This is a genomic window from uncultured Bradyrhizobium sp. (assembly GCF_947648125.1).
Lineage (GTDB): Bacteria > Pseudomonadota > Alphaproteobacteria > Rhizobiales > Xanthobacteraceae > Bradyrhizobium.
Map to the genome: position 1 here is coordinate 524,482 of NZ_CANSMR010000001.1, position 14,340 is coordinate 538,821.

The 14,340-nt window shown below is 64.4% G+C and carries 14 protein-coding genes; 7 read left to right on the plus strand and 7 right to left on the minus strand.

Going from position 1 to position 14,340, the window contains the following annotated elements:
• From Q0030_RS02500 to Q0030_RS02525, 6 genes are read left to right on the plus strand one after another with little or no spacing between them, the layout of a single operon-like run.
• A complete protein-coding gene (locus tag Q0030_RS02500) occupies positions 1 to 759 on the plus strand; it encodes an ABC transporter ATP-binding protein (protein WP_298362931.1) in 759 nt (252 codons plus the stop codon).
• Positions 756 to 1,472, plus strand: coding sequence for an ABC transporter ATP-binding protein (locus Q0030_RS02505; RefSeq protein WP_298362933.1), 717 nt, complete (start codon positions 756 to 758; stop codon positions 1,470 to 1,472). Before Q0030_RS02500 ends, Q0030_RS02505 begins: the two co-directional genes overlap by 4 nt.
• Positions 1,473 to 1,499: 27 nt before the next feature.
• On the plus strand, positions 1,500 to 2,720 hold the full coding sequence (locus Q0030_RS02510; RefSeq protein ID WP_298362935.1) for a CoA transferase: 1,221 nt from the start codon (positions 1,500 to 1,502) through the stop codon (positions 2,718 to 2,720).
• A complete protein-coding gene (locus tag Q0030_RS02515) occupies positions 2,717 to 3,493 on the plus strand; it encodes an enoyl-CoA hydratase/isomerase family protein (protein WP_298362937.1) in 777 nt (258 codons plus the stop codon). Before Q0030_RS02510 ends, Q0030_RS02515 begins: the two co-directional genes overlap by 4 nt.
• On the plus strand, positions 3,494 to 3,949 hold the full coding sequence (locus Q0030_RS02520) for a MaoC family dehydratase (RefSeq protein WP_097674680.1): 456 nt from the start codon (positions 3,494 to 3,496) through the stop codon (positions 3,947 to 3,949).
• Between the two features lie 3 nt (positions 3,950 to 3,952).
• On the plus strand, positions 3,953 to 4,807 hold the full coding sequence (locus tag Q0030_RS02525) for a CoA ester lyase (RefSeq protein ID WP_298362942.1): 855 nt from the start codon (positions 3,953 to 3,955) through the stop codon (positions 4,805 to 4,807).
• Here Q0030_RS02525 and Q0030_RS02530 read toward each other — a convergent pair whose 3' ends face one another.
• The 7 genes from Q0030_RS02530 to Q0030_RS02560 all read right to left on the minus strand — a co-directional run bounded on the left by Q0030_RS02530 (position 4,808) and on the right by Q0030_RS02560 (position 12,704).
• Entirely contained in the window at positions 4,808 to 6,046 is a 1,239-nt protein-coding gene (locus tag Q0030_RS02530; RefSeq protein ID WP_298362944.1) for a CoA transferase, read from the minus strand. It abuts the gene before it with no gap.
• On the minus strand, positions 6,043 to 7,086 hold the full coding sequence (gene dctP / locus Q0030_RS02535) for a TRAP transporter substrate-binding protein DctP (RefSeq protein ID WP_298362946.1): 1,044 nt from the start codon (positions 7,084 to 7,086) through the stop codon (positions 6,043 to 6,045). Before dctP (Q0030_RS02535) ends, Q0030_RS02530 begins: the two co-directional genes overlap by 4 nt.
• A 40-nt stretch (positions 7,087 to 7,126) precedes the next feature.
• Entirely contained in the window at positions 7,127 to 8,416 is a 1,290-nt protein-coding gene (locus Q0030_RS02540; protein WP_298362948.1) for a TRAP transporter large permease, read from the minus strand.
• Positions 8,413 to 8,973: a TRAP transporter small permease gene (locus tag Q0030_RS02545; RefSeq protein ID WP_298362950.1), complete on the minus strand. Its 561-nt coding sequence runs from the start codon at positions 8,971 to 8,973 to the stop codon at positions 8,413 to 8,415. The genes Q0030_RS02540 and Q0030_RS02545 overlap by 4 nt, the downstream gene beginning before the upstream one ends.
• A 17-nt stretch (positions 8,974 to 8,990) precedes the next feature.
• Positions 8,991 to 10,022: a TRAP transporter substrate-binding protein DctP gene (dctP, locus tag Q0030_RS02550; protein ID WP_298362952.1), complete on the minus strand. Its 1,032-nt coding sequence runs from the start codon at positions 10,020 to 10,022 to the stop codon at positions 8,991 to 8,993.
• A 388-nt stretch (positions 10,023 to 10,410) separates the two neighbouring features.
• Positions 10,411 to 12,003 (minus strand): ATP-binding protein, encoded by a 1,593-nt coding sequence (locus Q0030_RS02555; RefSeq protein ID WP_298362954.1) that lies wholly within the window; start codon positions 12,001 to 12,003, stop codon positions 10,411 to 10,413.
• A complete protein-coding gene (locus Q0030_RS02560) occupies positions 12,000 to 12,704 on the minus strand; it encodes a response regulator transcription factor (protein ID WP_298362956.1) in 705 nt (234 codons plus the stop codon). Before Q0030_RS02560 ends, Q0030_RS02555 begins: the two co-directional genes overlap by 4 nt.
• A gap of 327 nt (positions 12,705 to 13,031) precedes the next feature.
• Between Q0030_RS02560 and Q0030_RS02565 the strand changes: the two genes are divergently transcribed.
• Positions 13,032 to 14,330, plus strand: a complete 1,299-nt coding sequence (locus Q0030_RS02565; RefSeq protein WP_298362958.1) for a glycoside hydrolase family 3 N-terminal domain-containing protein — start codon at positions 13,032 to 13,034, stop codon at positions 14,328 to 14,330.
• Positions 14,331 to 14,340 lie beyond the last annotated feature (10 nt).

The following is a 14,340-nucleotide window of genomic DNA, read 5'->3' on the forward strand; positions in this document are numbered from 1 at the left end:
ATGTTGGAAATTCGTGCCCTCTCGAAATCCTTTGGCGGCGTCAAGGCGACCGACAACGTCTCGCTCGACTTTGACGACGGTTCGCTCACCGCCGTGATCGGCCCCAACGGTGCCGGCAAGAGCACCTTCTTCAACCTGATCACGGGCGCGTTGCGGCCGGACGCCGGGCAGATCCTGCTCAACGGCGTCGACATGGCGGGCAAGGCGCCGCCGGAGATCGTGCGCCATGGTATCGGCCGCGCCTTCCAGGTTGCGAGCATCTTCCCGTCGCTGACGGTCGAGGAGACGATGCTGGCGGCGGTTTGCGCCGATCAGCGCCGTGCCGGCGTGATGCACCGCCGCTTTCCGCTGGCCGAGACGCGCGACCGCGCCGAGCACGCGATGGAGCTGCTCGGCCTTGCCGGCAAGCGCAACAGGACCGCGGCGACGCTGTCGCATGGCGACCAGAAGCTGCTCGATATCGCGCTCGCGCTTGTGCTCGATCCCAAGGTGTTGCTGCTCGATGAGCCGACCGCCGGCATGGGCACCGAGGAGCGCTGGCGCATGATCGACAAGGTGCGCGAGCTTTGGGAGACGCAGAAGATCACGGTCGTGTTCATCGAGCACGACATGGATATCGTGTTCAAGATCGCGCCTCAGATCGTCGTGCTATGCTACGGCCGGATCCTGGCAACCGGGACGCCCGATGCGATCCGCAGGAATGAAGCCGTCATCGAGGCCTATCTCGGCAGCGACGACCACGCGGGAGCGGTGGCATGAGCGCGCAGCCGGTGGTGCAGGTCGAGGACCTCGACGTTTACTACGGCACCAGCCAGATCCTGTTCGGCGTCGGACTCGCCGTGCGGAAGGGCGAGACCATGGCGCTGCTCGGCCGCAATGGCGCTGGCAAGTCGACCACCATGAAGGCGATCATGGGGCTGGCGCCGGCGCGCCGCGGCAAGGTGAGCCTGCGCGGCCAGGTGGTATCCGGCATGAGGCCGCATCGCATCGCGCGGGCCGGGCTTGGCTTCGTGCCGGAAGACCGCCAAATCTTCCCCGAGCATACGGTTGAGGACAATCTCGTCATCGGCCAGAAGAAGGGCCCGGGCGGCGAGGATGAATGGTCGATCCGCCGCGTCTATGACGTGTTCCCGCTGCTGGAGCCGCTGCGGCACCGGATCGCCGGCCGGCTGTCTGGCGGGGAGCAGCAGATGCTGGCGATCGCCCGCACGCTGATGGGCAATCCGGTGCTGCTGCTGCTCGACGAGCCGAGCGAGGGGCTGGCACCGATCATCGTGCAGCGGATCGGCGAACTGCTGCGGCAGCTCCGCGGTACCGGTGCCACAGTATTGATCGCCGAGCAGAACATGCATTTTTGCCTTGGCCTTGCGAGCCACGCGACGGTTATCGACAAGGGGCAGATCGTCTACACATCCTCCATCGAAGAGCTGAAGGCCAACGACAACATCCGGCAGCGCTATCTGGCGCTGTAGGGCTCTTCGATTGTCATGGGAGGACAAATGGCGGGCAAGTTGACGCCGACGCACGAAGCGCCGTATCGCGGGCTGAAAGTGCTCGATTTCGGGCAGGGGATCGCCTCGCCCTATTGCGCGATGCTGCTCGGCGTCTATGGCGCCGACGTCATCAAGGTCGAGCCGCCCGAAGGCGACTGGTCGCGCTATCTCGGCACGACCTACGGCAATCACACGACGCTGTCGGCGGTCTACAACCGCGGCAAGCGCAGCCTATGCCTCGACATGAAGCACAAGGATGGGATCGCGATCGCGCAGCTTCTGGCGCGCGAGGCCGACGTGCTGATTGAAGGATTTCGCCCTGGTGTCGCGGAGCGGCTCGGGCTCGGCTATGAGAGCCTGTCGCGCGACAACCCGGGCTTGGTCTATCTGTCGGTCAGCGGCTTCGGGCAGAGCGGGCCATACTCGAAGCGCCCCGGCTCGGACTCGGTCGCGCAGGCGTTCTCGGGGCTGGTCTCGGTCAATGTCGGCGCCGATGGTGTGCCGCATCGGGTCGGCACCACGATCTCCGACGTCGTCACCGGCGTCTATGCGTTCCAGGCGATCGCGACCACCCTGTTCGCGCGTGCGACCGTCGGCACCGGTCGCTGGATCGACGTCAATCTCTGCCAGTCGACGTCGGCGCTGCTTGGGCACAAGGTCGCTGAGTTCATCCTCGAGGGTGGTGCCCCGCGCGCGCTCAATGTGCCGGCCGGCACCTACCAGACGCAGGACGGCTGGATGATGGTCACGCTGGTGAACGAGCCGCAATACAAGCGGCTGTGCAGTGCGATCGGCCGCGAGGATCTTGCAAGTGATCCCCGTTTCGCCGACTTCGCGCGGCGTGCGGACGCGGCCGACACGCTGATCCCGCAGCTGCGCGAGGTGTTCCTGGCGCAGGCGACCGATACCTGGCTGACGCGGCTGCACGCGGCCGATATCATCGCGGAGCGAATTCTCAATCCCGGCGAATGGCTGCGCAATCCGCATGTCGAGGCGATCAGCGCGTCGGTCCGCCAAGATACGCCGGGCGTCGGCCCGGTCTATTCGCCGCGGACGCCGGGGATTGCGAGCCTGTCCGAGGATCATCTTTGTCCCGCGCCGGATGTTGGGCAGGATAGTCGCGCTGTGCTGATGGAGGCTGGATTGGGTTCGGTGGAGATTGACGGCTTGCTGCTGTCGGGCGCAGTGCGGCAGGCCAAGGCGATGACAGGAGGCAAGGCATCATGAGCACGGACCTCGTTCGTTACTCGGTCAGCGATCAGATTGCAGAGATTGCGCTGGATCGCGGGCCGGTGAATGCGCTCAGCATTCCCTTGATCGACGCGTTGCTGGCGGCGCTGGCCAAAGCGCGCGATGATGACGCGGTGCGCGCCGTCATCGTCAGCAGCGCCCACAAGGTGTTCTGCGCCGGCCTCGACCTCGACATCGTCAGGGGTAAGCCCGCGATCGAGACCAAGACATTCCTCGAGCGGCTGTATTTCGCGCTGAACGATACGCAGTACCGCATGGGCAAGCCGACCATCGCAGCGGTTGATGGCGCGGTGCGCGCGGGCGGCATGACGATCGCGATCTCCTGCGACATGATCGTCGCGGGCGACAGCTCGACCTTCGGCTATCCCGAGATCGATGTCGGCCTGATCCCGGCGATCCATTTCGTGCAGTTGCCGCGGCTGGTGGGGAAGCACCAGGCGTTCGGGCCCCTGTTCCTCGGCGAGCCCTTCGATGCCGCAACCGCCTATCGCATGGGGCTGCTCAGCGAAGTGGTGCCGAAGGGCACCGCGCTCGATCGGGCCCGCGAGATCGCGCGGAAGCTGGCGGCGAAATCGCCTATCGTGATGAAGATCGGCCGCGACGCCTTCATGCGTGCGGTCGATGCCGATTTCCGACGTTCGGTGGAGAACACGGCGGAAAGCTTCGTGGTGGTCGCGTCGACGGAAGACTGCCAGGAAGGGCTGAATGCGTTCGTTGAAAAGCGAACGCCCAACTACAAGGGACGCTAAATGGCTGGATTGTATTTCGAAGAGTTCGAGGTCGGGCAGGAATTTCATCACGAGTTCAGCCGGACCGTGACGGAGATGGACAATACCATGTTCAGCCTCCTGACCATGAACCCGCAGCCGCTGCACCTCGATGCGCATTTCTCCGAGAAGACCGAGTTCGGCCAGCGGCTGTTCAACAGTCTCTATACGCTCGGCATCATGATCGGCATGAGCGTGTACGACACGACCTTGGGGACCACGGTCGGCAATCTCGGCATGACCGACGTCAAGTTTCCAAAGCCGGTGTTCCATGGCGATACCTTGAAAGCGCATACCAGGATCATCGGCAAGCGCGCCAGCAAGTCGCGGCCGACCCAGGGCATTGTCGAGTTCGAGCATACCATGACCAACCAGCGCGGCGAGGTGGTGGCCAGCTGCCGCCGCACCGGCCTGATGCACTGCAAGCCGAAGGCATAGACGATGCGATCGTTCCTGTTCGTTCCCGGTGACAGCACCCGGAAATATGAGAGTGCGAAGAAGACCGCGGCCGACGCCCTGATCCTCGATCTCGAGGATTCCATCGCGCCGGAGCAGAAGGTCGCTGCGCGCGGCATCACGCGCGAGATGCTCGATGCGCGCAATCCGGACCAGAAGCTCTATATCCGTGTCAACGCGCTCGACACCGATCTGACGCTCGGCGACCTCGCGGCCGTGATGCCCGGAAGGCCAGACGGCATCGTGCTGCCGAAATGCGCCGGCGCCGCAGACGTCAACAAGCTCGCACTCTATCTCGATGCATTCGAGGCCGCCTCGGGCATCGCGCCGGGCACAACACGGATCGTCACGGTCGCGACCGAGACGGCGCGGGCGGTGTTGAAGATCCTCGACTTCGAGAACATGAGCCCGCGGCTCTGGGGCATGATGTGGGGCGCGGAGGACCTTGCGGCCTCGCTCGGCGCAACGCGCAACCGCACCGACGGCCGCTATCACTCACCCTTTATTCTTGCTCGCGATCTCTGCCTGATCGGCGCGGCCGCGGCCGGCGTGATTGCGATCGACACCATCGCCACCGATATCAACGATCTCGATGCGCTGAGAGCCGAGGCGATCGCCGCGCGGCAGGACGGTTTCCTGGCCAAGGCGGTGATCCATCCCAAGCATGTCGATGTCGTCAACGCGGCGTTCATGCCGACCGACGAGGAGATTGCCTGGTCGGAGCGGGTGATCGCCGCGTTCGCCGACAATCCGTCGGGGGTCGCCAAGATGGACGGCAAGATGCTGGACAAGCCGCATCTGCGCGCCGCCGAGAAGATCCTGGCGTCGCGCAGGAAATAGTCAGCGGTCGGGTTCGATCAGCGCGCCATCCTTGAGGAGGGCCGCAATCTCCGCATCCGCAAGTCCTGCTTCGCGCAGGATCTCCCGGCCATGCTCGCCGAGGTTCGGCGGATAGGTTCGAATCGATGGCGGCGTCTTGCTCCAGGTGGCGGCCGGGCCGGCGAGGCGCAACGTGCCTTCGGTCGGATGCTCCAGTGGCTGGATCAGCCCGACCGCTGCCAGATGCGGATCGTCGATCAAGCTGTCGAGGTCGTGCAGCGGCGCATGCGGAATGTCGGCGTCTGCGAAGAAGCGCATCCATTCGGCGGTGCTGCGGGTCTTCATCATCTGCGAGAACCAGTCGTAGACGAAGTCGTAGTTCCTGGTTCGCGCCGAGATGCTGTTCAGCCGCGGGTCGCGGTCGGCTTCATTGGCGAGGCCGATCTTGGCAAAGAACGCATTCCACTGCTTGTCGGAATAGACCAGCGCGCAGATGTAGCCGTCGCTGGTCTGGTAGGGCCGGCGGTCCGGCGACAGCAGCCGGGAATAACCGGGTGGGCCGATCGGCGGCTCGAAGCTGCGGCCGGCCATGTGATCACCGAGCACAAACTGCGCCATGGTCTCGAACATCGGGATTTCGATCGCCTGGCCTTCGCCGGTCCGCTCGCGATGGAACAGCGCGGCCAGGATGGCGTGGATGGCATTGAGGCCGACGATGCGGTCGGCCATGGTCGCCGGAGAGTAGCGCGGCTCGCCGGTGATCCTGCCGGTCAGCGAGGGCAGGGCGGTCAGCCCCTGGATCAGGTCGTCATAGGCGGGCCGGCCGGCATAAGGCCCGGTCTCGCCGAAGCCGTGCAGGCTGGCATAGACCAGTCGCGGGTTGGTGGCGAGGAGATCGCCGGCGCCGAGCTTCAGCCGCGCCATTGCCGCAGGACGAACGTTGTGGACGAAGACATCGGCGTTTATGGCAAGCCGCAGCAGCGCGGCGCGGCCGCCGGCCTTCTTCAGGTCGAGCACGATCGAGCGCTTGTTGCGGTTGCCCTGCAGATACATTGCGCCCATCGCGGGATGGCGCATCGGGGCGGCGTGGCGCATGACGTCGCCATCAGGGCTCTCGACCTTGATCACGTCGGCGCCGTAGTCGCCGAGGATCATGGTCGCGTAAGGGCCCATCATCACGCTGGTGAGGTCGATGATCCTGACACCGGCGAGCGGGCCCGCCGGCGCGGATGGTTTGTCTCTCGTCGGTGCCGGGCTCAATGGGTGGCGGCCAGTGCCTCGGTGAAGGCCTTGAAGACGTCGGTGCCCGGCTTGCCGCGCTTGTCGACGTCCTTCACCCAATCCTGCGCCACAGACTTGAAGGCGGTGTCGAACACCTTCTTGTCGTCGGCGCTGAAGTTGATGACCTTCATGCCCTGTGACTTGATCTTGTCGGCCGCGGCCTTCTCGCCGTCTTCGAACCGCTTGCAGGCCTCGCGCGTGGTCTGCTCGCCGGCCTCGACCAGCGCCTTGCGCACGTTCTCGGGCAGCGACTTGAACTTCAGCTCGCCCATCGAATAGGTGAAGATCGCGGTGCCGAAGTTCAGCCCCTCGGTGCCTGACTTCAGGATCTTGCCGAAATCATAGGACGCCGAGCTCTGGTACGAGAAGATCAGGCCGTCAAGCGTGCCGCGGGTCAGCGATTCATAGATCTCGGGCGCGGCCATCCGAACCGGCACGCCGCCGATCGAGCGCATCATTAGGTCCATCGCACCGCCGGTGGTGCGGATCTTCAGGCCTTCGAGATCCTTTGCCGTCTTCACATCGCGGCTGGTCGCAAGCTGGACCTGGTAGGCCGGCAGCGCGAGCGTCACCAGCGGCCGAAGTTGGTTGGGCGCGAATTCCTTGGTCTCCAGGATACCGCCATTGTGCGAGACCTTGTAGAAGGCGAGTGAGCCCTGGCATTCGCTGTCGAAGATGCCGGGCAGTTCGGCGACGGCCGTCAGCGGAAACTTGTCTGACGAATAGGACGGCACGATGTAGGAGACGTCGGCAACGCCGAGCGCGGTGAGCTGGGCCATGTCCTTGGCCTTGCCGAGCTGCTCGGCCGGGAAGTGCTGGAACGTGACCTGGCCGTTGGTCAGCTTGGTGACGAGCTCCGAAAACGGCTTGCCGACAAGCTCGTGGATCACATGGCCGGAGGGCAGGCTGTCGGCAAGGCGCAGGGTGATCTTCTCCTGGGCGAAGGCCGAAGATGCGGAAGCCGCCAGCAAGACCGTGGCGACGCCGGCGCCTGTGAGGAAACGGGAACGGATATTCATCATGGTCTCCCAGAAATGGCCGTCTCGACCGACGGCTTCTTCAATGTTGCATATGGTTCGGTAGCCAGAGGATGATCTCCGGAAATGCCACGAAAATGGCGATGGCGATCAGATGCGCGATGAAATGCGGGAACGTGCCGTGGAACACTTCGCCGACGGGGCGGTGTGCATACCGCGCCACGATGAAGCAATTCAGCCCAATTGGCGGTGTGATCATGCCGACCTCGGCGGTCACGATCTTGATGACGCCGAACCAGATCGGATCGAAGCCGAGCGACTTGATCAGCGGCAGCACGATCGGAACCGTCAGCACGAGGATCGCGATCTGATCCATGAACGAGCCGAGCACGATGTAGCCGCACAGGATCAGCGTGATGATGATCCAGCGCGAGACGTCGAGCCCGCCGACCCAGCCGACGATGTTCTGCGTCACCTGCGTAAGGGTGAAGAAATAGCCGAAGATGTGCGCGCACATGATGATCAGCACGATCATGCAGGTGCCTTGGGCGGCATGTCGTAACGTCGTGTAGAGCGAGGTCAGGTTGATCTTGCGCTTCCAGCAGGCGAGGCAGAAGGCGCCGAACGCGCCGAAAGCCGAGGCTTCCGTCGGCGTCGCGATCCCGAGATAGATCGTGCCTGTGACGATCGAGAACAGAACCATCATCGGGCTGACCTGCCAGAGCAGGCTGAACCGCTCGGACCATGTCACCGCCGATATCGTCGGCGCACGGGTGGGATCGAGCAGCACCAGGATATAGATCGTCGACATGATGATGATGGTGACGAAGATCGCCGGGATGATGCCGCTGATCAGGAGCTTTCCGATGTTGACCTCGGCAAGCAGGCCGAAGATCACCAGCGCCACCGAGGTCGGCAGCAGCATCGCAAGCGTGCCCGAGATCGCGACGACGCCGGCGGCCATTTTCGGCTCGTAGCCCTGGCGGATCATGGCGGGCAGGCTGGTCGAGGAGAGCGTCGCGGCGGAGGCCGTGCTGGTGCCGCAGATCGAGCCGAAGCCCGCACCCGCAAGCGCGGTCGCCATGCCGAGACCGCCGGGGATGCGTCCGACCCAGGCTGCGGCGGTCTTGAACAGGTCGTCGGCGACGCCCGACAGCAGCACGAGGTCTGCCATCAGCAGGAACATCGGGATCGTGATCAGCTCGTAGGAGGTGACGGCCGACAGCGGCGTCGTCTGCAGCACGCCGAGTAGGATCGGCAGGCCGCCGGTCAGATAGAGGCCGAGCCCGCCGGAGAACGCCATGGCGAATGCGACCGGCGTTCCGATCGCGAGCAGGAAGAACAGCAGCGCGAGGATGAAGGTCGGGATCATTCGAAACCTCCGGCAGCCTTGTCCGAATGGCCGGAGATGGCCGGCAGCGGCAGCAAGTTCTCGCCGGTCAGGAGGCTCGCGGTATTGGCAATGAGATGGACGGCAAGGCGCAGCGCAAGAATACCCGCACCGACGGGCACGAAGATCGAGGACGCCCAGGTCGGCCACGGTATCGCACCGGCCATGACGTCGCCCGACACATAATTGTCGAGCGCCCGCTGATAACCGAGCCAGGCGATCGGAATGAAGATCGCGAGGCCAACGAGGTTGGAGATGATGACGCAGAGTCGCTGGATGATCGCCGAGAAGCGCGGCAGCAGGATATCGACGCTGATATGCCCGTTCACCGCATAGGTGCCGGAGAGGGAGAGAAAGAACACGCCGGCCATTACGTAGAGCGAGATCAGGTCATAGGCCCAGGAGAACGGCCGGTTGAAGACGTAGCGCATCACGACATCTGAGAAGACGATGAGCATGATCGCAAACATCATCGCCGCGGCGATGGCCGAGGTCACCTTTTCGATGGCGGTCAGAGCCTTCAGGCTTGTCTTGATCACGTTGGGCTCCGTCCGCGTTACTGGGCCGGCACGGCCGCAACGGCGGCGCTGAATTCCTTCAGGGCGTCGCTGCCGTGCTTGCCGCGTGCATCGAGCCCGTCGGCCCATGCCTTGCCCACGCCCTTTGTCAGGTCCTTCAGCTTTGCGACGACATCAGCTTGTAGGGTGTCGAAGTGGACGCCCGCGGCTTCCATCGACGTCATGGTCTCGCTATCCTGCTTCTGCACTTCCTTGCAGGCCGACGGCAGGATCTCCTCGGCGGTGTCGATCATCGCCTTCTGGATCTCCGGCGACAGTTTCTTCCAGGCGGTCTCACTGATCGAATAGGCGACCACGAAGCTTGCGAAGCCAAAGCCGTCGGTGGAATGCTTCACGAGCTTGTCGGCGCCATAGGCGACGACGCTCTCGAGCGGAAACAGCAGGCCGTCCATCGTGCCGCGCGACAGCGACTCATAGGCGTCGGGGGCGGCCATGCGCACCGGCACCGCGCCGATCGCGCGCAGGGTGAGGTCCTGCGCGCCGCCGGTCGATCGCAGCTTCAGTCCATTGATGTCGGCGACATCCTTCACCGGCTGCTTCACGGTCAGGATGCGATAGGGCGGCAGGCTCACCGCGAGCAGCAGCCGTATGCCGTTTGCGGTATAATCCTGCTGCGCAATCACACCGCTCCGCGCGGCCTTCCAATAGGCGAGCGTGCCCTGGCAGGAATGCTCGAACGCGCCCGGGAGCATCGCGACTTCGGACACCGGCATCTTGTCGGACACGTAGGCGGGCGCGACATATCCGATGTCGGCAACGCCGGTTTGCGTCAGCTTGAGCATGTCAGCGGCCTTGCCGAGCTGCTGGGCCGGATAGTGCTCGAACGTCACTGCGTTGTTGGTGCGCTTCTGCACCTCGGCCATCCAGGGCTCGAGCATGAGGCGGACCAGGTAGTGTCCCTTCGGAAAGGAGTCGGCAACGCGCAGCTTGATCGGCTCCGCCGCTGCCGCCAGATTGATCGATGCGATGAGGAAGCCGTAACCGGCCAGCGCCTGCCGAAGCCCGCCCATTTTTCCTGCCCCTGAGTAGCCTTGTTGTTTTGAGCAGCTGCGCACAAACGAATTTGCGCGTCAAGCAGGGCTCGGCTGAGCATGCCTGATCGGACAACCGGAGAGCGCGGCACGCCAATCGTCGCTGCGATTGCGACCATGGAAGGGATTTCGCCAGAGGACGTCGATGCGCTTGGCTCGAGCCAAAAGCGCTCGCAGCGGCAATCAGGGGCACTTCAACAAAGTCTGGTTCCGGTCTAGTGCGAGGATGGAACGTCTCCCTCGGCGCCATCTCGATGTCGATTTTGTCCACCGCGCGGCAAATTCCGCCGGTGTGTCGACGGCTCTGCCGTGATCCCGCCGGCGTTGCCGTAGTGCGTCTGCGCGGTTGCAAGACGCGCCCTGGTGATCACACCGCAGGAAACTCCAGCTCAAAAGCCACGCCCCGGTCTGAGGGCAGGAGACGGATCGTACCGCCATGGCTCACCATGACGGCCTGCGCGATGGCGAGCCCCATGCCGGTGCCGCCGCTATCGCGACGGGTGGTGAAGAAGGCATCGAAGATCTTGTCGCTGTTGGCGTCGGAGATCGGGTCGCCATCGTTGCTCACCGTCACCCTGACGGTCGAGGCCTCAGCGATCGCTTCGAGCTGCACCGACCTGGCATTGTGACGGAACGCGTTGTCGGCCAGGTGCGCCAGCACGATCAGCGCCTTCTCGCTGGACATCCCGATCGGGCGGTCGAAGCAGCCGCTGGCCACGATTGTCCGCTCCGCAAAGCGGCTCTTCAGGTTCGCGATGACGATGGCGAGCGGGGTCTGCTCGTTCTGCGGCGCGCTCTCTGCGCGGGCCAGCTCGCGCAGCCGCTGGCTCATCGCATCGAGCCGCTCGACGTCGCCAAGGATGTTCGAGATGAAGCTCTGCTGCTCGGATCGGGTCAGCGTGTCCGACTTGCTTTGAAACGAATCCTGCAGCAGCTCGGCCGCGCCCCTGATTGATGTCAGCGGCGACTTTAACTCGTGCGTCAGGTGGGCCGAGAAGGTAGCGATGTAATCGGAGCGGCGCGACAGCTGCTGGGCCATGTCGAGGAAGCTGTCGGAGAGCTGGGCGAGCTCGCGGGTGCCATAGTGCTGCAGCGGCTGAAACGCATTGCGATCGCCGCGGCCGATCCGCACGGCGCGATCGACGAGCTCGCGCATCGGACGCGTGACCGTGCGTGAGAACATCAGTCCGATTGCAACGGTTGCCAGCAGCACGGCCAATGTAGCGAGCAGGAACTTGCCGCGTTCCTGATAGAGATGGTCGAAGATGTTGCTCGGCGTCCGCGAGGTGTAGATCACGCCGGCGACGTGGTCGTTGACGATCACCGGCATCGCGGAGAAGACATGGACACCGACGCCGCGGCTGATCGAATAGATCGGTGGCGGAGGCTTGTCCGGCATGCGGATGCGCAGCGCAGCGCTGTACTGGCCGCCCAGCGCCGCGGCCACCTCCTCGATATGGGCAAGCGATTGCCCGACCTCCTGGCGCCCGGCGATCACCACGCCTTGCGGATCGAGAATCCGAAAACCCGCCAGCGTGACCTTCTGGGTTTCCAGGATGATCGGCATGAGCGCGGTCCCGATCTCGACATAGGCCGGATCGGCGGGCTCCGCCGCCGGCAGTGCGTCGGGCCGCCGCCGCAGCAGGTCATTGCCCGCAAGATCGAGCGCGGGCCGGATCGGCGTCACCTGATCGCCGGGATCGGGCAGCGCTTCCGGCGGCACCGCGGCGCCGAGCGGGATGCCATTGCCAAGCCGTGCCTGCACGTCCCGTGCATAGATCGCGGCCAGCACGCGGCTCTGCGCGATCAGCTCGGCCTGGGTCTGATGAATCAGCTGGTTGTCGTAGAGGCGGAAGAAGAACAGGCCCATCAGCGGCAGCACCGCGACCAAAGCGAGTACGGTGAAGATCACGAAACCGAGCGACGGTCGCCACTTCTGGTCGGCCTGGAAGGGCGTCATGCCTGCTTCTCGCAGCGTCCGAGCTTGAAGCCGACGCCGTGCACGGTCTCGATGACATTGTCGCAGTTCGCGGCCGCAAGCTTGGCCCTGATGTTGCGGATATGGCTGTCGATCGTGCGGTCGGAAACCTGGATGTTGAGCTGGTATGCCGCACTCATGATCTGCTCGCGGTTGAACACCGCGACCGGCCGCGTCAGGAAGGCGCGCAGGATTCCGAACTCGATCGCGGTGAGATGAAGCGCGGCGCCTGCGAATGTGGCAAGGTGCTGCTCGGGGTCGATCGAAAGCTGTCCCCGCGAGAGCACCGCCGCCTCCGACATCGCACCCGCCGCGCGCGGCGCAAGGCGTCGCAGGATGACATTGATCCGCGCGACCAGCTCGCGCGGACTGAACGGCTTGGTTACATAGTCGTCGCCGCCAATCTCGAGGCCGAGGACGCGATCGATCTCCTCGTCGCGGGCGGAGAGGAACAGGATCGGCATGTCGGACGATTTGCGGATCTCGCGGCAGACGTCGAGGCCGTCGAACTCCGGCATGCCGATATCGAGCACGATCAGGTCCGGCCGCTCGCCGGCAAACCGCGCCAATGCGTCCTTGCCGTCGCGCGCTTCGGTCACGCTCATGCCGGCTTTCCTGAGGGCGACGCGGATGACCTCGCGGATATGCGGGTCATCGTCGACAACGAGAATACGGTGGGTCAACGGGCATCTCCGAATGCGGCGTCCTCGCCGCGCCTTTGGTCTCGCTTGCTGCAAATGTTCTACAAGGCAACTGCGGCGGGAGACAAGAACGGATCGGCTTCATGACGGTCGGTAAGGGCGCGTGCGGGTTGGTCCATCGCGAGCGGATGATCTCCAACCCGCAGCTTGCCGAAGCTGAGCGATGCATTTGCAGAGGGTGAGAATGCGATCAGCAGGAGTTCAGGATTCTTATGCAGATTGCGTGCAGATGCGACTTATCGGCTCGCGCCGGCGAATCTCGTCTGATACGGACGACGCCGATCGGCCTCTCCAGTCACGCGTGGTCTCATGCAAGCCAGCAAATGCATCGGCACTATCCTGCTCTGGATCGTCGGGTTGGTCTTTGTCTTCGCGAGCATCAACATCAACGATCCGTATCTGGTCCCATTGCGCGGGACGGGTAACCTTCTCCTTGTGGCCGCAAGCTTCGCCGTCGTGTTGATGCTGGTCCGCGGCGCCGCGTGGCGGACACGGGCTGGAAAGCTCCTGGTTATCCTGTGGTGCGTGCCGCCGCTTGCGACGCTTGCCGCGCATGGTGTGTTCGAGGTACGGAAGCACCGCGTTCTCCAAACTGAGCCGGTTCTCGCGCAGTCGCTCGGGCAGCATTTCATCGTCGGCTATCGGTCGTTCGACGAGGTCGCGCCGCTTGTGGAGAAGGGTTTCGTGGCGGGCATCTATGTCACCCGGCGCAACGTCGCCGGCAGGACGGCTGACGTCTTGAAGGCGGAAATCGCCACATTGCAGGCGAGGCGGCGGGCCGCGAGGCTGCCGCCGCTGATGGTCGCGACGGATCAGGAAGGCGGCATCGTTTCACATCTCGCTCCGCCGCTCACGAGGCTGCCTGCGCTTGCCTCTCTGGCCGAGCTGGCGCCGGATGAGCAAAAGGCGAAAGCCGAGGAGTTCGGGCGCATCCACGGACGCGAGCTGGCGTCGCTTGGCATCAACCTGAATTTTGCCCCGGTGCTCGACCTGCGGCCGGAGGCGAAGCACAATCGGCTCGATTTCAATACGCTGATCAATCAGCGGGCGATCTCCGATGATCCGGCCAAGGTGAGCGCGATCGCGGGCGCCTACATTCACGGCCTCGAGTCCGCGGGCGTCAATGCCACCGTGAAGCACTTTCCGGGATTGGGCCGGGTGCGTGCCGACACGCATCATTTCAACGCCGATCTCAATGCGCCGGCCGGCGAGCTCGGGGCGACCGACTGGCGTCCGTTCCGCGCTGTGCTGTCGTCGACCGGGGCGCGCCTGATGGTCGGGCACGTGGCGGTGAATGCGCTCGACCCGGGACGGCCTGCGTCGCATTCAAAGGCCGTCGTCGACGGGCTGATCCGGAAGAGATGGAACTACCAGGGCATTGTCATGACGGACGATCTGGTGATGGGCGCGATCTACCAGCACGATGTCTGCACCGCGGTCGTGGAGGCGTTGAACGCGGGTGTCGATCTGTTGCTGGTCGCCTATGACGGGTTGCAGTTCTACCGCCTGTTCGCTTGCGCTGCGGATGCAGCTGCGCGAGGGGGCCTCGACGCCGCCATGCTGCACGACAGCGAGACGCGGCTGAGGCGCGCGACGCTGGTCGACTAGAGCGCCGAGT

Coding starts and splice junctions, on each gene's coding strand:
- Q0030_RS02565 (WP_298362958.1), top strand. CDS start 13,032: ATGCAAGCCAGCAAATGCATCGGCACTATCCTGCTCTGGATCGTCGGG.
- Q0030_RS02555 (WP_298362954.1), bottom strand. CDS start 12,003: ATGACGCCCTTCCAGGCCGACCAGAAGTGGCGACCGTCGCTCGGTTTC.
- dctP (WP_298362946.1), bottom strand. CDS start 7,086: ATGAATATCCGTTCCCGTTTCCTCACAGGCGCCGGCGTCGCCACGGTC.
- Q0030_RS02540 (WP_298362948.1), bottom strand. CDS start 8,416: ATGATCCCGACCTTCATCCTCGCGCTGCTGTTCTTCCTGCTCGCGATC.
- Q0030_RS02510 (WP_298362935.1), top strand. CDS start 1,500: ATGGCGGGCAAGTTGACGCCGACGCACGAAGCGCCGTATCGCGGGCTG.
- Q0030_RS02525 (WP_298362942.1), top strand. CDS start 3,953: ATGCGATCGTTCCTGTTCGTTCCCGGTGACAGCACCCGGAAATATGAG.
- Q0030_RS02520 (WP_097674680.1), top strand. CDS start 3,494: ATGGCTGGATTGTATTTCGAAGAGTTCGAGGTCGGGCAGGAATTTCAT.
- Q0030_RS02515 (WP_298362937.1), top strand. CDS start 2,717: ATGAGCACGGACCTCGTTCGTTACTCGGTCAGCGATCAGATTGCAGAG.
- Q0030_RS02505 (WP_298362933.1), top strand. CDS start 756: ATGAGCGCGCAGCCGGTGGTGCAGGTCGAGGACCTCGACGTTTACTAC.
- dctP (WP_298362952.1), bottom strand. CDS start 10,022: ATGGGCGGGCTTCGGCAGGCGCTGGCCGGTTACGGCTTCCTCATCGCA.
- Q0030_RS02500 (WP_298362931.1), top strand. CDS start 1: ATGTTGGAAATTCGTGCCCTCTCGAAATCCTTTGGCGGCGTCAAGGCG.